The organism is Pseudomonas monteilii (assembly GCA_001534745.1).
GTDB lineage: Bacteria > Pseudomonadota > Gammaproteobacteria > Pseudomonadales > Pseudomonadaceae > Aquipseudomonas > Aquipseudomonas alabamensis.
Genome location: CP013997.1, coordinates 2,523,191 through 2,541,839 on the forward strand (window position 1 = coordinate 2,523,191; position 18,649 = coordinate 2,541,839).

17 protein-coding genes are annotated in these 18,649 nt (G+C 66.0%); 11 read left to right on the top strand and 6 right to left on the bottom strand.

Features of this window, described 5'->3' with window-relative positions; translation table 11 throughout:
• Positions 1-21: 21 nt before the first annotated feature.
• Positions 22-1,398 carry a serine dehydratase gene (locus APT63_10780; protein AMA46074.1) on the bottom strand — a complete coding sequence of 459 codons (1,377 nt, stop codon included), beginning with the start codon at positions 1,396-1,398 and terminating at the stop codon, positions 22-24.
• Between the two features lie 145 nt (positions 1,399-1,543).
• On the opposite strand from APT63_10780, the gene APT63_10785 reads away from it, so the two are divergent.
• Positions 1,544-2,491: a LysR family transcriptional regulator gene (locus tag APT63_10785; protein AMA46075.1), complete on the top strand. Its 948-nt coding sequence runs from the start codon at positions 1,544-1,546 to the stop codon at positions 2,489-2,491.
• A 28-nt stretch (positions 2,492-2,519) separates the two neighbouring features.
• On the opposite strand, the gene APT63_10790 is transcribed toward APT63_10785, so the two are convergent.
• Complete coding sequence (locus APT63_10790) at positions 2,520-3,512, bottom strand: bile acid:sodium symporter (GenBank protein ID AMA46076.1); 993 nt, start codon at positions 3,510-3,512, stop codon at positions 2,520-2,522.
• A gap of 406 nt (positions 3,513-3,918) precedes the next feature.
• Between APT63_10790 and APT63_10795 the strand changes: the two genes are divergently transcribed.
• Positions 3,919-4,230: a hypothetical protein gene (locus tag APT63_10795; GenBank protein ID AMA46077.1), complete on the top strand. Its 312-nt coding sequence runs from the start codon at positions 3,919-3,921 to the stop codon at positions 4,228-4,230.
• A 64-nt stretch (positions 4,231-4,294) separates the two neighbouring features.
• On the opposite strand, the gene APT63_10800 is transcribed toward APT63_10795, so the two are convergent.
• The 3 genes from APT63_10800 to APT63_10810 form a co-directional block, all read right to left on the bottom strand.
• Positions 4,295-4,591, bottom strand: coding sequence for a hypothetical protein (locus tag APT63_10800; GenBank protein ID AMA46078.1), 297 nt, complete (start codon positions 4,589-4,591; stop codon positions 4,295-4,297).
• Positions 4,592-4,785: 194 nt separating this feature from the next.
• Positions 4,786-5,106, bottom strand: coding sequence for a hypothetical protein (locus APT63_10805; GenBank protein AMA46079.1), 321 nt, complete (start codon positions 5,104-5,106; stop codon positions 4,786-4,788).
• 72 nt (positions 5,107-5,178) lie between these two features.
• The gene (locus tag APT63_10810; protein ID AMA46080.1) at positions 5,179-6,063 is read right to left on the bottom strand and encodes an acetylserine transporter; all 885 of its coding nucleotides are present in this window, start codon (positions 6,061-6,063) and stop codon (positions 5,179-5,181) included.
• 133 nt (positions 6,064-6,196) lie between these two features.
• Between APT63_10810 and APT63_10815 the strand changes: the two genes are divergently transcribed.
• The 8 genes from APT63_10815 to APT63_10850 all read left to right on the top strand — a co-directional run bounded on the left by APT63_10815 (position 6,197) and on the right by APT63_10850 (position 16,738).
• On the top strand, positions 6,197-7,504 hold the full coding sequence (locus APT63_10815; GenBank protein AMA46081.1) for a hypothetical protein: 1,308 nt from the start codon (positions 6,197-6,199) through the stop codon (positions 7,502-7,504).
• A gap of 191 nt (positions 7,505-7,695) precedes the next feature.
• A complete protein-coding gene (locus APT63_10820; GenBank protein AMA46082.1) occupies positions 7,696-8,808 on the top strand; it encodes a hypothetical protein in 1,113 nt (370 codons plus the stop codon).
• A 160-nt stretch (positions 8,809-8,968) separates the two neighbouring features.
• Positions 8,969-10,123, top strand: coding sequence for a class V aminotransferase (locus tag APT63_10825; protein AMA46083.1), 1,155 nt, complete (start codon positions 8,969-8,971; stop codon positions 10,121-10,123).
• A gap of 131 nt (positions 10,124-10,254) precedes the next feature.
• Positions 10,255-11,721: an MFS transporter gene (locus tag APT63_10830; GenBank protein AMA46084.1), complete on the top strand. Its 1,467-nt coding sequence runs from the start codon at positions 10,255-10,257 to the stop codon at positions 11,719-11,721.
• A gap of 238 nt (positions 11,722-11,959) precedes the next feature.
• Positions 11,960-13,666 (top strand): amidase, encoded by a 1,707-nt coding sequence (locus APT63_10835; protein ID AMA46085.1) that lies wholly within the window; start codon positions 11,960-11,962, stop codon positions 13,664-13,666.
• Between the two features lie 383 nt (positions 13,667-14,049).
• Positions 14,050-14,787 (top strand): hypothetical protein, encoded by a 738-nt coding sequence (locus APT63_10840; protein AMA46086.1) that lies wholly within the window; start codon positions 14,050-14,052, stop codon positions 14,785-14,787.
• The gene (locus tag APT63_10845) at positions 14,784-15,701 is read left to right on the top strand and encodes a serine dehydratase (protein AMA46087.1); all 918 of its coding nucleotides are present in this window, start codon (positions 14,784-14,786) and stop codon (positions 15,699-15,701) included. Before APT63_10840 ends, APT63_10845 begins: the two co-directional genes overlap by 4 nt.
• 155 nt (positions 15,702-15,856) lie before the next feature.
• Positions 15,857-16,738, top strand: coding sequence for an alpha/beta hydrolase (locus APT63_10850; protein ID AMA46088.1), 882 nt, complete (start codon positions 15,857-15,859; stop codon positions 16,736-16,738).
• 3 nt (positions 16,739-16,741) lie between these two features.
• Here the strand turns inward: APT63_10850 and APT63_10855 are convergent, their stop codons facing one another.
• On the bottom strand, positions 16,742-17,473 hold the full coding sequence (locus APT63_10855) for a hypothetical protein (GenBank protein AMA46089.1): 732 nt from the start codon (positions 17,471-17,473) through the stop codon (positions 16,742-16,744).
• 150 nt (positions 17,474-17,623) lie between these two features.
• Between APT63_10855 and APT63_10860 the strand changes: the two genes are divergently transcribed.
• Entirely contained in the window at positions 17,624-18,607 is a 984-nt protein-coding gene (locus APT63_10860) for an alcohol dehydrogenase (protein ID AMA46090.1), read from the top strand.
• Positions 18,608-18,649 lie beyond the last annotated feature (42 nt).

Sequence of the window (18,649 nt, forward strand, 5' to 3'; positions counted from 1 at the left end):
CAGGCCCTGCTCGCGTTGCCTTCAACATTCGACGTAAGCGACCGCCAACCCGCCGCGCGAGGTCTCTTTGTACTTGTCGTGCATGTCCGCGCCCGTGTCGCGCAAGGTGCGGATCACCTGGTCCAGGGAAATGAAGTGCTCGCCATCCCCGCGCAGCGCCATCTGCACGGCATTGATGGCCTTGACCGCGGCGATCGCGTTGCGCTCGATGCACGGCACCTGGACCAGTCCTCCGACCGGGTCGCAGGTCAGGCCGAGGTTATGTTCCAGGGCGATCTCGGCCGCGTTTTCCAGCTGCGGCGGGGTCGCGCCCAGCACTTCGGCCAGACCGGCGGCCGCCATGGAGCAGGCCGAGCCGACCTCGCCCTGGCAGCCGACTTCGGCGCCGGAGATGGACGCGTTCTTCTTGCAGAGGATGCCCACGGACGCAGCGGCCAGCAGGAACGCCACCACGTCATCGTCACAGGCATCGGGGTTGAACTTCATGTAGTAGTGCAGCACGGCAGGAATGATGCCGGCGGCGCCATTGGTGGGCGCGGTGACCATGCGCCCGCCCGCGGCGTTTTCTTCGTTGACGGCCAGGGCGAACAGGTTGACCCACTCCATGGCGCTGAGCGTCGAGCCGATGACATTGGGCTTGCCCAACTCCTGAAGGCTGCGGTGCAGCTTGGCCGCCCGCCGACGGACGTTGAGGCCGCCCGGCAGAATGCCCTCATGACTCAGGCCATTGGCGACGCATTCGCGCATGGCTGCCCAGATCTTCAGCAGGCCGTCACGGATGTCCTGTTCGCTGCGCCAGGCGCGCTCGTTGGCCATCATCAACTGCCCCACGCTCAGGCCGTGGGTCTTGCACAGCGCCAGCAACTCGGCCGCGGTGGAGAACTCATAGGGCAGTATCACGTCGCCCTCACCCTGCGACGGCGCATCGATCTCGGCCTGCTCGACGATGAAACCACCGCCCACCGAATAATAGGTGTGCGACAGCAGGCTGCCGCCCGCGCCAAATGCCTCGAGGCGCATGGCATTGGGGTGGTACGGCAGGTTCTCGTCGAGCAGCAGCAGGTCACGGGTGTAATGGAAGTCGACCGGGTGACGGCCGTCGAGCATCAGGCAGTGCTCCTGCATCAGCTGGTCGATGCGGGGGCCGATGCTGTGCGGGTCGATCTGGTCCGGCCATTGCCCCATCAAGCCAAGCAAGGTGGCACGGTCGGTCGCATGGCCGACGCCAGTGGCCGACAGCGATCCGTACAGACGGGTCTCGACCCGTTCGACCTGTGTCAGCAGACCCTGATCGCTCAGCGCCTTGGCGAAGGTCGCCGCAGCGCGCATGGGGCCGACGGTGTGCGAACTGGAAGGGCCGATGCCGATCTTGAACAAGTCGAACACACTGATAGCCATGCTAATACCTCACCGTCGGTCACGAGATGCGATCGATGAATTCCACGTGAAGGAAGCGATCGATGCCGTTGTGGTGCGATGGTGACGTGATTACCCTACACTGACCAACGAAAATTCCTAACCAAGCCTTTAGCAGGACTAAACCGTGCATCGACAGCTCACCGGCCCCCTGTTCGTCTGGCTGCACGTGTTTTCCTGCGCGGCGCGGCACCTGTCGTTCACGCGCTGCGCCGAGGAGTTGCACATTACACCCGGTGCCGTGAGCCAGCAGATGCGCCAACTGGAAGAGCGGCTCGGCTTTCGCCTGTTCCTGCGCCGTGCCCGTGGCGTGGAGCTGACGGCCGAGGGCCAGCGCCTGGCGCAGACGGTCACCGATGCCTACGGCAGCATCGAGGCCGAGCTGGTGCGGCTGAACGCCGGCGACATCCGTGGCACGGTGCGCCTGCGCTCCATCCCTTCGTTTCTCGCCAAATGGCTTACACCACGGCTGCCACGCCTGCAGCAGCGCTACCCGGACATCGAACTGCGCCTGGTGGCCGAGGACAGCAACCAGCCGCTGCACGAAGGCGACTTCGACCTGGCGGTCGACCTGAACGACGGCAGTTACCCAGGCATGCTCTCCACGCCCCTGCTGGACGAACAGATCTTTCCGGTGTGCTCGCCGGCCCTGCTGCGCGGCCGGCCGCCGCTGCACGGGCCAGCGGACCTGGTCCATTACCCGCTCCTGCACGACATCACCGCCTGGCGTGGCAGCTCCGAGTATTCGGAGTGGGAGTTCTACCTGGACAGGATCGGCGCGGGCGGGCTGGACGTGCGCCGGGGTCATACCTTCAACCGCAACCACCTGACCATCGAAGCCGCCATTGCCGGCATTGGCGTGGCCATCGCCCGGCGCACCTTGCTCAACGACGAGCTGGAGCGTGGCGCCCTGATCGTGCCGTTCGGCACACCGATCCCCAACCACAAACGTTACGTGCTGCTCTACCCACCCGCAGGCCTGATGCGCCCCGGCCCACGGGCGGTACACGACTGGCTGGTGTCGGAGGCGCAGAGCTTTCGGGCGCTGCACCCCTTGAACCCTGAAGCCGACTGACGCACGACGCACGACGCACGACGCCGCCTCAGCGTGCGGCGGGTGCGCCTTCGATGTCCACGTCGCGGCGTGCATAGCGCTGCGCGAGCACGGCACAGACCATCAGCTGGATCTGATGGAACAGCATCAACGGCAGGATCATCGCGCCGATGCCGCTGCCGACGAACAGCACCTGAGCCATGGGCACGCCCGTGGCCAGGCTTTTCTTGGAGCCGGCGAACAGGATCGTGATGCGGTCTTCCAGGTTGAATCCGAACAGCCGACCCACCAGGTGCGTCACCAGCAGGATCGCCGCCAGCAGGACCCCGCAGACCGCGAACAGCCCGGCCAGGTGCTGGGGCGACACGCTCTGCCAGAGGCCGGTGACCACGGCGTCACTGAAGGCGGTGTAGACCACCAGCAGGATCGAGCCCTGGTCGACGATCTTGAGCCAGCGGGCATTGCGCTTGACCCATCCGCCGATCCAGCGGCGCGCCACCTGACCGGCGACGAAAGGCACCAGCAGCTGCAAGGTGATCTTCAGGACCGCATCCAGGCCCGACCCGGTCTCGCCGTCGGCGCCCAGCAGCAGCATCACCAGCAACGGGGTCAGGAAGATCCCCAACAGGCTGGACGCCGCCGCACTGCAGATCGCGGCTGGCACGTTGCCCCGGGCCAGGGAGGTGAAGGCAATGGCCGACTGCACCGTGGCCGGCAAGGCACAGAGGTACAGCACCCCCAGGTACAGCTCGTTGCCCACCAGGGGCATGAACAGCGGCTTGAAGGCCAGGCCGATCAAGGGGAACAGCGCGAAGGTGCAACTGAACACTGCCAGGTGCAGGCGCCAGTGGCCGGCACCGGCGATGATCGCCTCACGGGACAGCTTGGCGCCGTGCAGAAAGAACAGCAGACCGATGGCCAGGTTGGTCAGCCAGCCGAACACCTGGGCGCCCTGCCCATGGCAAGGCACCACGGTGGCCAGCGCGACCACCGCCAAGAGGGTCAAGGTGAAAGGGTCGAAGAGCGTGCGCAGGTATTTCATGGCAACCGGTTCCGAGCGGAGAGAAAGAGCGCTACAGCATAAGCCGCGAAAGGCTGTCCTGCTAACGCCAACACCACCCTGACTGTCGATGAAAGGACAGCGCAAGGCCTTTCGATATCCCTCAGGAAACTGCGACCGCCCAGTCTTGTAGTGACTTTTATTTTTCACTACAAAACGGTTGACGGGTGCTTTCAGGGTTATGCATGATGAGGCCGTCTTCCTGATCGGAGGCAGGCACGGGTAGTCCAGGCGGTCGATTCAGCAGGAAACGGCCGCTCGTGGAGCAGGAACTGTCCAAAAGGCAGGTGACAAAGCCCCTGTGGTGACGCTGCGGTAGCAGCCTGGGTAACGCGCTACATATGAGAAGCGCTGGGAATCACTTCATATTGGATAAAGGGGCTTGACCATGAACTTGAACGATCAACTCACGCTCGACCAACTGGCTCGTCTGTTCGCCACGCGCAAGGATAGCCACGACGACCATGTCCTGTGGATCAGCCAGGCCGGCGACGTACGCCTCGACCGCCTGCCGCCGAACATCGGCGAAAGCGAGATCGACGCGCACATGCCCAGCATGAAAGCCTGTCTCAAGGTGTTCCGCCGCGGCCAGGGCTACGTCGGCAGGAAGGCCGCCGCCGATACCGACTTCGTCGGCGGCGTCCTGGAGTCGCTCAAGGCGCTGGCGCCTGAGGGTGCGGGCCGTCACCTGGCACGTTGAAGCCCTTCTCGGATCAGCCACCCCTTCCCTGTCCAGGGTCCGGGGTGGCCGACCTTGACGTGCCTCACGCACGTTTCTGCTGAGCGCCGCGACCCTCCTCATCGATCGCCAGCGCCCTGGCCCGATTCACGCCCCAGACCATCGCACGGGTCATGCTCTCGCCAGGCCTCGACGGGTAGTACTCCTCCACAAGGGCCTTGCCCGAACGGTCATACACGCCCAGAAACAGCTGGGCAGCGCCTAGCCGCGACAAGCGAACCTGCACGTCGAGGGTGGTGCCGTCGCTCAGGACTTCGTCATGGCAGCGGCTGTGCAAGTGGGCATCGGCCCACGTCCAGTAAGTCTCTTCCCTGATGCGCATGGTGTCGGTCTCCTGTGCCGAAAAGCGCGCACAGTAAGGCACAGCCAACGTTCGACGGCGAGGCGTACTTGCCCTTCGCTTGAGCCGCGTCAACAAACTTGGGAAAATTCCTCAACCAGATTGCCAATCGTCTGATTGCCCAGCGCACAGAACGCTACTGAGCGCCCAGGGCAATCACGCGCCCCATCCCGGCATCAGTTCAGCCGCACCGCCGTACCGGTGGCGAAGACCACTACCATGCCCCCTTGCACCGACGGCATGCTGATCTCGAAATCGACGCCGATCACGGCGTCCGCCTTCACGTGGCGGGCCCGTTCTATCAACTCGGCCGTGGCCTGCTCCCGGGCCTGGCGCAAGGCGCTTTCCAGCGTTTGCGAGCGACCGCCGAAGACATCCCGGAAGCGGGCGAAGAAGTCTCTGACGAAGTTCACGCCTTGTACCGACTCGGCGCTGACGATGCCCAGGTAAGCGCCGACCGGGCGACCTTCGACATGGTGGGTGGTGGTCACGATCATGGGACTCTCCTCGAGCCAGGAAGCAGCGTGAAACCGCTGCCCTCTCAGACAGGGTGAACGGAAGCGCCCATCCTAGCAAAACACCGCGCGCAGACGCTGGCCGAGGCGCGCCCCGAACACGTTGATCAGCAGGCCGAGCATGACCAGCAGCGCCCCCCACCCCTGGATCGCGCTCAGCCGCTCACCCAGCAACCAGGCCGAGGAACTCAGGCCGATCACCGGCACCAGCAGGGAAAACGGTGCCACCTTGCCGGCAGGATGGCGGGACAGCAGCGTACTCCACAGGCTGTAGCCGAGCATGGTGGCGATGAACGCCAGGTAGGCCAGCGCGCCGATCGAGTGCCAGCCGATGCCCGTCAGGGCCTGACCGATCAGGTCCGGCCCCTCCAGCCAGTACGACAGGGCCAGGAACGGCAGCGGTGGGATCAGGCCACCCCAGATCACCAGCGCCACCAGATCCACCGAACCGAAGCGCCGAGTGATGATGTTGCCCATGCCCCACATGGCCCCGGCGCACAGGGTCAACACCAGGGCCAGCAGCGGAACGTGGCTGCTGTCCTCGCTGCCGATCAACGCCAGCCCGCCCGCGGCCACCAGCAGGCCGGCCAGGCTGGCCGGACGCAACGGTTCGCGCAGGAACAGGGCGGCGAAGAACAGGGTGAAGAACGCCTGGGACTGCAGCACCAGCGACGCCAGGCCTGGGGGCATGCCGCTGTACATGGCCTGGAACAGGAAGGCGAACTGACCGAGCGAGATGGTCGCGCCGTAGGCGATCAACCAGCGCCAGGGCAGTTGCGGCCGCTTGATGAAGAACACGGCAGGGAACGCCACCAGGGCAAAGCGCAGCGCGCCCAGCAGCATGGGGGGCAGGCCGTCGAGACCGATCTTGATCACCACGAAATTCAGCCCCCACACCACGATGACCACCAGGGCCAGCAACAGGTCTCTCAGCGGCATCGTGCCTCCTCTTTGTGCGGTTCTTGGAAATATTTCGTAACAGCATAAGCGCAGAGGCCTTCCGGCGGCCAGTCATCGACGTGTCATTCACAGCCGGTAGCCTGGACCCCTGACCCACCGAGAACACGCGTCCATGCGTCATGTGTGCCTTCTGCTGTCGTTGTGGCTGAGCCCTGCCTGGGCAACCGAGCCTCTCCTGCGTATCGCAGGCTCCAACACCCTGGGCGCCGCTGCCCTGCCCACGCTGGTACGCGGTTGGCTGGCCGGGCAAGGCGCTTCGGGCATTCGAACCCAGGCAAGCCCGGTCCTGAACGAAGTATCCATCACTGCCCTGGGCACCGATGGCCAGCCTCTGCGCGTCGAGATCGCCGCCCATGGTACCCAGACCGGCTTCGATGCCTTGGCGGCTGGTCGTGCGGACCTTGCCGCCGCGTCGCGCCCCCTGGATGCCGCTTCTGCCTGGCGACTGCGCGCGCTGGGTGACCTGCACGCGGCCGAGGCCGAGCAGGTCATCGGTCTGGACGGCGTGGCCGTGGTCGTCCATCCGGCCAATCCGTTGAAGGCACTCACCCTCGACCAGCTCACGGCGGTCTTCGCCGGGCGCTTGAGGGACTGGGAGCAGTTGGGCGTGTTGGGCGGTGAAATCCATGTGCTGGCGCGTGACGGGCGTTCAGGCACGTTCGACACCTTCCGGGCGTTGCTGCTCGACGACGCCTCGGCAGCCTTGACGGCGCGTGCCGAGCGCTTCGAATCCAACGCGGCATTGGTCGCACGGGTGGCGAGCGACCCGCAGGCCATCGGCTTCAGCAGCCTGACCGCCCTGCACCACGCCAAGGTCCTGGCCATTGCCGCAGGCGACGCCCCTGCCCTGCTGCCCACACCGGCGACCGTGGCCAGTGAGGACTATTCGCTCACCCGTCGCCTGTACGTCTATCGGCCGACAGCGTTGCCAAACCCTTCGGCCAAAGCCTTGGTGGCCTTCATGCACAGCCCGGCCGGCCAGGCCATCGTTGCCCGCCAAGACTTCGTGTCGCAGCAGGTGCTCGCCTTGCCGACGCGGCGCCTTGGCAACGTGCCGGTCCGTTACCAGGCCTTGCAGAACGACGCGCTGCGGCTGAACGTGAGCCTGCGCTTCCAGCCAGCGAGCGCGACGCTGGACAACAAGGCGCTGCACGATGTGCAACGGATCGCGACCTACGTCCGGGGTCGGGGGCTGGCCGCCACGCAGGTGACGCTGGTCGGCTTTGGCGACCCCAAGCAGACGCCAGGACGCGCCGCCCTGCTGTCGCGCCTGCGGACAATGGCCGTGCGCCGTGAACTGGCCCGTGCCGGGGTGGACGTACGCGAGGTCCTGGGCCTGGGCGATCAATTGCCGGTCGCCGACAATGGACGCGCCAGCGGGCGCCAGCGCAACCGACGGGTCGAAGTCTGGGTGCGCTGAGGCCATGCGCTCCATGCACCTGAGCCAGACTGCCTGGCTGGAAAAACGCTGTAACACCCTGCTCGCTCACTGCCGGTACGACTGCAGCTAGTCTTGATTCAAGTGATTACCGGGCCCCTCTGACGGCTGCCAGGCCGCCATGTCGGAATCACGGTTGCCCATGCAACGACGACATTCATCAGGAGGGGCTCATGACAGCTCTGCAGACGTTTTTGACAACGCCCGTACTGGGCACCAGCACCTGGTTGTGGCTGGTGTTCGTCGCCATCGTCATCGGCTTGCTGGTGCTCGACCTCGGCGTCTTGCATCGCCAGGAGCGCGAGATCGAGATGCGTGAAAGCCTGTTGCTGTATTCAGGCTATTTCAGCGTCGGTGTGCTGTTCGGCGTGTGGATCTGGGTGCAGTTGGGCGCCCAGTCGGCCATGGAGTTCTACACGGGCTTTCTGGTCGAGCAGTCGTTGTCCATGGACAACGTGTTCGTCATGGCGATGATCTTCAGCTACTTCGCCATCCCCCGCCGCTACCAGCACCGTGTGCTGTTCTGGGGCATCCTGGGGGTCGTGGTGCTACGGGCGATCATGATCGGCGTGGGGGCCGCGCTGGTGCAGAACTTCGCCTGGGTGCTGTACCTGTTCGGGGCGTTCCTGCTGTTCACCGGGGTGAAGATGGCGCTGTCCAAGGAGGACAGCCAGCCCGACCTGGCCAACAACCCCATGTTGCGCTTCGTCCGCCGGCACCTGCGGGTCACCGACGAGCTGCATGGCGCCCGCTTCTTCGTGCACAAGACGCCCCCGGGCCAGTCGCGAGCGTTGCGCCATGCCACGCCGCTGTTCCTGGCACTGGTGCTGATCGAACTGGCGGACCTGGTGTTCGCGGTCGACAGCGTCCCGGCCATCTTCGCCATCACCCAGGACCCGTTCATCGTCTACACCTCGAACATCTTCGCGATCCTGGGCCTGCGCTCGTTGTACTTCGCCCTGGCCGCGCTGATGCACCGCTTCGTCTACCTGAAGTATGCGCTGGCGATGGTACTGGTGTTCATCGGCTGCAAGATCTTCTACCACGGGTTGATCGGCAAGGTGCCGGCGCTGCTGTCGCTCGGCGTGACGCTGGGGCTGCTGGTGGGCGGCGTGGTGCTGTCGCTGCTCAAGACCCGTGGACAGCCTGCGGCGCCGTTGACGAACGGACAGCCTCACGCTTCGTCGCTGGCAGACCCTGGCGAAGGGTCCCCCGAGACAAAGGATGAACCCACACCAGGCTCCTCTTATAACCAAAATATCGAACGAAATCAGCGAACGCCATAAGCGTTGAATAAAATTTCCTCATATTACGATTATCTAGAATTTAATTTCACCGCATAAGGATCAAGCCAGTACAAAAAATAATATTTTTCCCGTGAAGCATTAGTACCATTTTGACAGGGGCGTCGACGGTCGATGCCCGTTGTCACGATGGGTCGCCGCCATGCCACGTATACCGCTGTATTTTGACTACGCCGCCACGACACCTGTCGACGAACGTGTCATCGAGGCCATGATCGGCTGCCTCGGCAGCCAGGCCACGTTTGGCAACCCTGCTTCCACAGGACACGCCTATGGCCAGGCCGCACGCATGGCGGTCGAGCAGGCCAGGCAGCACGTGGCCGACCGCGTGGGCGCTGCCCCTGGCGACATCGTCTGGACGTCCGGCGCCACCGAATCGAACAACCTGGCGCTCAAGGGCATCACCCTCACCTCCGGTACGCCGGGCCACGTGATCACCAGCGTGCTCGAACACAAGGCCGTGCTCGATACCGTCGCCGAACTCGAGCGCCAGGGCCATGCCATCACCCGGCTACAGCCTGATGCCCACGGACTGATCCAGCCTGAGGCCGTCGAAGCGGCCCTGAGGCCCGACACCGTCCTGGTGTCGCTGATGGCCGTCAACAACGAACTGGGCACCTGGACCGACATCGCCGCCATCGGTGAGCGGGTGCGCCGTCATGGCGCGCTGTTGCACGTCGACGCCGCACAGGCGGTGGGCCGACGGGTCATCGACGTGCAGCACGATGCGGTCGACCTGATGTCGTTTTCCGCGCACAAGGTGTATGGCCCCAAGGGCATCGGCGCGCTGTACGTCGGGCCGCGGGCCCGGCCTGCCCTGCGTGCCCAGATCCACGGCGGCGGCCACGAGGGCGGCCTGCGTTCAGGCACCTTGGCCACGCACCAGATCGTCGGCATGGGCCGTGCCTTCGCCCTGGCCAGCGTACCGGGCGATGCCGAGCATCGGCGCCTGGAGCGGTTGAGCCAGCGCCTGCGCGAAGGGCTGCTGGCCTTGCCGGGTGTCTCGCTCAACGGGTGTCCGTACCAGCGCATTCCCCACACCCTGAACCTGCGCATCGAGGTTCCTGGCTTCAACAGTGCCGCCCTGGCCGGTGAGCTGGCCCTGTCCTCCACCTCGGCCTGCAACTCTGCCAGTTCATCAGCCTCGCACGTCCTGCTGGGCCTGGGCCTTACCCCGGCACAGGCCCGTGGCAGCGTGCGCCTGAGTCTGGGTCGGCAGACCACCGAGGCCGAGGTCGAGCAGGCCCTCCAGGTGTTCGAACGCATCCTCGCGACCACGACCCCTGCGCTCTGGTGAGTGCCATCGGGTGCTTCTCGTGATGGATACCTGAAACGAGAAGCCCCTGACGGGTGCGCCAGTCTCCCAGGAACTCTTGGCCTCCTGCGCGGTTCCATCTGCTGAAGGCTTGTCAGCGAACAGGAGTTGCCATGACCACCCAAGCCCTGGACGAACCCTCGGACGGCACGCAAGCGCGCCATTTCGTCACCGACATTCCGGCACGCCTCGACCGCCTGCCGTGGACGCGCTTTCACACCTTGCTGGTGCTGGCGCTGGGCATCACCTGGCTGCTCGATGGATTGGAGGTCACGCTGGCGGGCTCGGTGTCCGGCGCGTTGAAAGACAGCCCGGCCCTGCAGATGAGCAATACCGACATCGGCCTGGCGGGCGCCGTCTACATCGCCGGTGCCGTGCTCGGCGCCCTGTTCTTCGGTTGGCTCACCGATCGCCTGGGACGGCGCAAGCTGTTCTTCATCACGTTGTTCCTGTACATCGCCGCCACGGCGGCCACGGCGTTGTCCTGGAACCTGTGGAGCTTTTTGCTGTTCCGCTTCCTGACCGGCGCAGGCATTGGCGGCGAATACACGGCCATCAACTCGACCATCCAGGAATTCACGCCCGCGCGCTTTCGCGGCTGGGTGGACCTGACCGTCAACGGCACGTTCTGGATCGGTGCCGCCCTCGGCGCGGTCGGTGCGATCGTGCTGCTGGACGGGCACTGGGTCAGTACCGACCTGGGCTGGCGGCTGTGCTTTGGGATCGGCGCAGTACTCGGGCTGATCATCGTCTGGATGCGCCTGTGGATTCCCGAAAGCCCGCGGTGGCTGATGAGCCATGATCGTCCTGACGAAGCCGAGCGTATCGTGGCCGCCATCGAGCAGCGCTACAGGTCGCACGGGATCGACCTGCCGCCGGTGACCAGCCCGCCGTTACGCCTGCGCGCACGGGACCACACGCCGATTCGCGAGGTGTTCTCCACGCTGTTCGTCGGCCACCGCCAACGGGCGCTGGTCGGGTTGACCCTGCTCACGGCCCAGGCCTTCTTCTACAACGCGATCTTCTTCACCTACGCGCTGGTGCTGACGGACTTCTACGACGTGCCTTCGGCCCAGGTGGGCTGGTACGTGCTGCCCTTCGCGCTGGGCAATTTCTGCGGCCCCTTACTGCTGGGGCGCCTGTTCGATGTGGTCGGGCGGCGCATCATGATCAGCTCGACCTTCCTGCTGTCCGGCCTGTTGCTGGCGGCCAGTGGCTACGGCTTCCAGCAGGGCCTGCTCGACGTGACTGAGCAGACGCTGTGCTGGATGGTCATTTTCTTCTTCGCCTCGGCCGCCGCCAGTTCGGCCTACCTCACCGTGGCCGAGACCTTTCCGCTGGAAATCCGCGCATTGGCCATCGCGGTGTTCTACGCCTTCGGCACAGGGTTGGGCGGTATCGTCGGCCCGACGCTGTTCGGCGCGCTGATCGACACCGGGAGTCGCACGTTCGTGTTCTATGGCTACCTGCTCGGCGCGACCCTGATGGTGGTGGCAGCCGTGGTCCAGGCGGTCTGGGGCGCAGCGGCGGAGCGCAAGTCCCTGGAAGAGGTTGCCCGGCCTCTGTCGCAGGTGTCCTGAGGCTTCGAGCTTCAAGCTTCAAGCCAGAGCGTACCGCGTCGCCTTGACGTCCGGCCAACACCTGGCTGTCCGCCCTGACCATCCGCTTGTAGCTTGTAGCTTGCGCTTGCGCTCGCGGCCTGCCCCTCACTGCTCCACTGCAAAGACCCATTGCCCCCACGCCAGCCTGCGAGGCCGGGCGCCTTGTTGGTACACTGCCGCCCTTTATCACCCACCTGCACACAGACTGGTGAATGCAATGATCGAGGTAACCGAGGTTTCCATCGCCGCCCTGCGCGAGGCGCTGGTCAGTGGCCGCACGACGGCGGTCGAGCTGGTCGAGGCGTACCAGGCCCGCATCGCGGCCTACGATGGCGCCGCGACCGCCACGGCCTTGAACGCCGTGGTGGTGCACAACCCTGAGGCACTCGAGGAAGCGCGGGCATCGGACGCCCGCCGGGCACGCGGCGAAACCCTGGGGCCGCTGGACGGCATCCCGTACACGGCCAAGGACAGCTACCTGGTCAAGGGGCTGACTGCGGCTTCGGGCAGCCCGGCCTTCGCCGAGCTGGTCGCGCAACGGGATGCCTTCACCATCGAGCGCCTGCGCGCGGCCGGTGCCATCTGCCTGGGCAAGACCAACATGCCGCCCATGGCCAACGGCGGCATGCAGCGCGGGGTCTACGGTCGCGCCGAGAGCCCGTACAATGCCGACTACCTGACCGCGCCTTTCGCTTCCGGCTCGTCCAATGGCGCCGGCACGGCCACGGCGGCCAGCTTCGCGGCCTTCGGCCTGGCCGAGGAAACCTGGTCCAGCGGGCGAGGCCCGGCGTCGAACAATGGCCTGTGCGCCTACACGCCCTCGCGCGGCGTGATCTCGGTGCGCGGCAACTGGCCGCTGACGCCGACCATGGACGTGGTGGTGCCTTACGCCCGCACCATGGCCGACCTGCTGCAGGTGCTCGATGTGGTGGTAGCCGACGACCCGGATACCCGTGGCGATCTCTGGCGCCTGCAACCTTGGGTACCGATCCCGCGTGCCTCCGCCGTGCGTCCAGCCAGCTACCTGGACCTGGCAGTGGATGCCAATGCCCTGCGCGGCAAGCGGTTCGGCGTACCGCGTCTGTACATCAATGCCGATGCCGAGGCCGGTACCTCCGAGAAGCCCGGCATCGGTGGCCCGACCGGCCAGCGCATCCATACCCGTGACAGCGTCATGGCCCTTTGGCACGAGGCGCGCCAGGCGCTGGAGGCAGCAGGCGCACAGGTCGTTGAGGTGGACTTCCCGTTGGTATCCAACTGCGAAGGCGACCGCCCGGGCGCACCGACCGTGTTCACCCGTGGCATCGTCTCGCCCGAGTTCCTGCATGACGAGTTGTGGGAGCTGTCGGGCTGGGCCTTCGACGACTTCCTGCGCGCCAACGACGATCCACGCCTGAACCGTCTGGCGGACGTCGACGGGCCGAAGATCTTCCCCCATGACCCAGGCACCCTGCCCAACCGCGAGGATGATCTGGCCGCCGGGATGGACGAGTACGTGAACATGGCCAAGCGCGGGCTCAAGCGCTGGGACGAGATTGCCAGCGTGCCGGACGGCCTGCGCGGGCTGGAGCGCACGCGCAAGCTGGACCTGGAAGACTGGATGGACGCGCATGGGCTCGACGCGGTGGTTTTCCCGACCGTGGCCGACGTCGGCCCGGCAGACGCCGACGTCAACCCGGCCAGCGCCGACATCGCCTGGAGCAACGGCGTGTGGGTGGCCAACGGCAACCTAGCGATCCGTCACCTGGGGGTACCGACCGTGACCGTGCCCATGGGGGTGATGGCCGACATCGGCATGCCGGTAGGGCTGACCCTGGCAGGCCGTGCCTACGATGACTCGGCACTGCTGCGCTATGGCGCGGCATTCGAAGCCACCGGCAACCGCCGCCGCGTGCCGCCCCGTACGCCGCCGTTGGTAGGTTGAGCGCAGCGCCTGCGCCTTTGCTGACATCGGGGGTACAGGCGCGGCTGTGGGTTGTCCGCGATGCAGGCGGTGGCTGACCGGACGTCATCGCGGGCAAGCCCGCTCCCACAGGTCCGTGGCGGCCTGTCCCATCGCGGTGTGGTCATGGAGGGTTGGACTTGCATGGCGGGCCTGACAGAACCACGCCATCCCTTGTGGGAGCGGGCTTGCCCGCGATGCAGGCGACGCGGGCTCACAGGTCCATGGCGGTCTGTTTCACCGCAATGTGGTTAGGGAGGATTGGACTGCATGGCGGGTCTGACAGACCGACGCGCTCCTTTTGCATGCTTGACGAACGCTCTTCAATTCAACACCATGTTGCAATTCAACAAAGCGTTTAAAGCATGCCTTCACCTCCTGCTACCGACTCCGAATGCCACCTCGTCTTCACGACCCTGAAGGCCGCCTTGCAGGCCCTGGCCAGCGTGCTGCCGCGCAACGTCGAGTTGATCCTGCATGACCTGCGCACACTCGAACAGTCCGTGGTCGCCATCGCCAACGGTCATCTTTCAGGCAGAACCGTGGGCAGTCCGATCCTCGCCGCGCCCGAGCAGGATCTGGGTTTCAAGGCGTTGATGCGTGCGTCCGAACACCAGGCTGGCAGCGACCCCGTGGTGATTACCGATTACCCGACCTGCCTCAAGGGCCGTTCGCTGCGCAGTGCCACGGCCCTGTTTCGCGACTCGGACGGGGTGCCGTTCGCCAGCCTGTGCGTCAACACCGACGTGACGGGGCTGGGCGCAGCGCTCGAACTGCTGCAAGGCCTGCACCCCCTGGGGGCTCAGCCCGCCGTGACCGAGCGGCCTGTCGCCACTCAGGCACCGGCCGACATGGCCGTGCTCATGGGCGAGATCATCGAGACGGCCCTGCGTCGCTCGGGCCGCGGCAAGATGGACAAGGCGGCCAAGGTCGAGGCCGTGCGCCTGATGCAGGAGCGTGGGCTGTTCATCGTCAAGGGTGGGGTCGAAAAGGCCGCGGCCGCCCTGGGTGTCACTCGCTTCACCGTCTACAACTACCTGGACCAATTGCGCGACGAAGCAGGCGACCCCGCCTCCGCGCGTCACGAACGGAGCCAACCGTGACCTTGCACATCGCTACCCCCCTGATCGAATCGCGCCCTCTGTCGCTGGCCTGTGGCCGACCGCTGTCGCTCAAGCTCGAAGCCCTGCAACCCTGTGGCTCGTTCAAGCTGCGTGGCGTTGGCCATGCCTGCGAAGTCCATTTCGCCCGTGGCGCCCGGCATTTCGTCTCGTCCTCCGGCGGCAATGCCGGGCTGGCCGTGGCCTACGCCGGTCGGCACCTGGGCGCCGCCGTGACCGTGGTGGTCCCACAGACCACGAGCGAGCGGGCCAAGGCACTGCTGGAGATGGAAGACGCCAAGGTCATCGTGCACGGCAGCTCCTGGCAGGAGGCCAACGAACTGGCACTGACCCTGGTCGGGCCGGACGATGCCTTCATCCACCCCTTCGATGACCCGCTGCTCTGGGAAGGCCATGCCAGCCTGGTGGACGAGCTGGCCCAGGCGGCCTACAAGCCCGACGCGATCATTCTCTCGGTCGGCGGAGGCGGTCTGCTCAGCGGCGTCATCGAGGGGCTGCGCCGCAATGGCTGGCACGATGTACCGGTGCTGGCGGTGGAGACCGAAGGCGCCGCGTCCTTGCACCGTGCCCTCGAAGCAGGCGAACGGGTCGAACTGGAACGCATCGACTCCTTCGCCACTTCACTGGGCGCCAAGCAGGTCGCAGCCCAGGCCCTGGCCTGTGCCCAGACGCACCCGGTGATCAGCCACCTGGTCAGCGACCGCGCCGCGCTGCAGGCCTGCGAGCGCTTCCTGAATGACCACCGCCTGCTGGTCGAGCCGGCCTGTGGCGCCGCGCTGGCCCTGGCTTATGCACCCGATGCCCTGTCGGCCTACCGCAACCCGATGGTGGTGGTCTGCGGAGGCGCGACTGCGACGCTCGAACAGATTCAGGCCTGGCTGGGCACCTTGGACTGAGGCGGAGCGGTTCTGGCTGCGCGGTTCAGAATCACCCACTGCATCCAGGGCGACACATGCTGCAACCCTCGCGTGGCGATCATTCGACCGCTGGCCTGCCCCTGGCCGGGTCGATCTGTTAAACAGGGCATTCTTTCCTCGCACTGGAGCCTACGATGCCCAACGCGTTTCCCACCACCAGGCGCCGCTGGCTGTTCGGCGCCCTGGCGCTGGCCCTGGCTGTGGCGTTACCCACCGGCTGCAGCGTGTTGCAACACAAGGAACGTGAACTGGTGTTTCGCATCGAGCCAGGCCAGGCCAGCTGGTTCCACGGCCTGCCGGCCGGCGTGCAGGAGCTGGACCTGCGCGCCCCGAGCTTCGACCAGCAACAGAGCCTGCATGCCTGGTGGTGGCCGGCCAAGCGCGCCAACGCACCCGCCATTCTCTACCTGCACGGCGTGCGCTGGAACCTGACCGGCCAGCTGTTTCGCATCGAGCAGTTGCACGCCATGGGCTATTCGGTGCTGGCCGTCGACTACCGCGGCTTCGGCCAGAGTCGCGGCGACCTGCCCTCGGAATCCACGGTCTACGAAGACGCCCGCATTGCCTGGGAGCGCCTCACCCAGCTGCAACCGGACCCCAGCAAGCGGCTGATCTTCGGCCATTCGCTGGGCGGCGCGATCGCCGTGGACCTGGCCACGGACCTTTCGCAGCGGGCGCGCCAGGCTGGCAGCCCGGTGCCGGCCCATGGGCTGATCCTGGAGTCGACCTTCACGTCGCTTGGCGACATTGCCGGGGTGGTGACCAACACCAGCCTGCCGGTGCGCTGGCTGCTGTCGCAGAAATTCGATTCGCTCGGCAAGATTCCGGAGCTCGACATGCCTCTGCTGGTCGTGCACGGGCTCAACGACCGCTACGTGCCGTCGCGCTTCAGCCAGGCCCTGTTCGACGCGGCGCCGCAGCCCAAGACCCTGCTGCTGGTGCCCGGTGCGGGCCACATCGACAGCATGCGTATCGCCGGGGCACGCTACCGTCAGGCGATCGATGCGCTGCTGTGAACGTCACTGCACCGGCAGGAAGTTCATGAACAGCAAACTCTGGGCGTAGTTCAGGCCGATGCGTCGGTAGCGCTCGTCGAGCATTTCGGCCAGCAGGTCCAGGCGCGCGACGATCTTGCCGAAGCCCACGGCGAAACTCAGGTTGCTGCCCTCCTCCGAAATCTCGTTGGAGAACAGCAGCAACACCCCGTCGGCATCCTGTCGCTGGCTGAGCATCCAGGTGGCCTTCTCGATGTTGCGCGCCGCGTTGCTGACGAACAGCGGGTCGATGGCGTCGGTCATGAAGAACTCGGTGCGCCCGCCGTGCGCGGTGACCAGCATGCTGCCGATGGCATAGATGAAGGCACCGACCCGATCACCCCGGAAGTCGGGGTCCAGCGCGTAGCTCAGGGCCGCGAGGTCGCGACGCTGGCCCAGTTGCGGCAAGGGCTGGCGTTGCTCGATGGCCAAGCGGATCTGCCGTTCGGCGGTCTCGGCGTCCACGTAGCCCGAGCGTTTCCACTGGTCGGGGTTGCGCAGGTACAGCTTGTTCATCAGCCGGTACAGGCTGCGCAGGTTGTCACGCATCGCCAGCGTGGCCATGCGGTCGACGCTGGTCTGGAAGAACTCGCGCGGGGTGCCTTCGCTCAGCTGCGCGGCCAGGCCACGGCCTGACGAATGACTGCATGCGGCAAGGCACAGGCACAGGCTGGCCAGCAGCAGCATGCGGATACGGTTGGACGAACGAACAGCCATGAGACAGGATCGACAGTCGGCGGCGCGCCGGGGATCGGCGCGACCTGGCCATGCATAGAACCGCGAAGCCCGAAAAAGTGCAGTCGCGAGGGCTATTTGCGCGGCATCATGGGCCGTTGACAAGACCATTTCTGCTCAGAGGAGAAACAGATGTTCAAGGCAATCCTGATCGACAAGGCCGCGCATGGGCAGCAGGCGCACGTCACCGACCTTGACGATGACCAGCTTCCCACTGGCACGGTCACCGTGCGCGTGGCCTACAGCACCCTCAACTACAAGGATGCGCTGGCGATCACGGGCCAGAGCCCGGTGGTCCGGCAGTTTCCGATGGTGCCGGGGATCGACCTGGCAGGCACGGTCGAACACAGCGATCACGCTGACTGGAAGGCCGGTGACCGCGTCGTGCTCAACGGCTGGGGTGTGGGGGAGCGTCACTGGGGCGGCCTGGCTCAGCGGGCCCGGCTCGATGGCGACTGGCTGGTGCCCATGCCCGCCGGACTGGACGAGCGCCAGTGCATGGCGGTCGGCACGGCCGGGTACACCGCCATGCTGTGCCTGATGGCGCTGGAGCGTCATGGCCTCACGCCCGATCAGGGGCCGGTGCTGGTCACCGGGGCCAGCGGTGGCGTCGGCAATTTCGCCGTGAGCTTGCTGGCCCAGGCAGGCTATCAGGTCATTGCGGCCACGGGCCGTGCTGAAGAAGCCGATTACCTGCGCACCCTCGGTGCCAGCGAGGTACTGGCGCGCAGTGAACTGTCGGAGCCGGGTAAACCGCTCGGCAAGGAGCGCTGGGCGGCGGCCATCGATTCGGTGGGCAGCCATACCCTGGCCAACGTCTGTGCCGGGACGCGGTCCGAAGGGCTGGTAGCGGCCTGCGGGCTGGCCCAGGGCATGGATTTCCCGTCCTCGGTGGCGCCGTTCATCCTGCGGGGCGTCAGCCTGCTGGGCATCAACAGCGTGACCCAGCCCTATGCGCGGCGGGTCGAGGCGTGGCAGCGGCTGGACACGGTGCTGGACCGCCAGCAACTGGACCTGATCACCCACTCGATCGGCCTGGACGAGGCACTGGATCGAGCCCCTGCCTTGCTGGCGGGCCAGGTCCGTGGCCGCCTCGTCGTGGACGTGAACCGCTGAACGACGTACTCCCGCACCCCGTCATGTTGACGTGCACGTCAA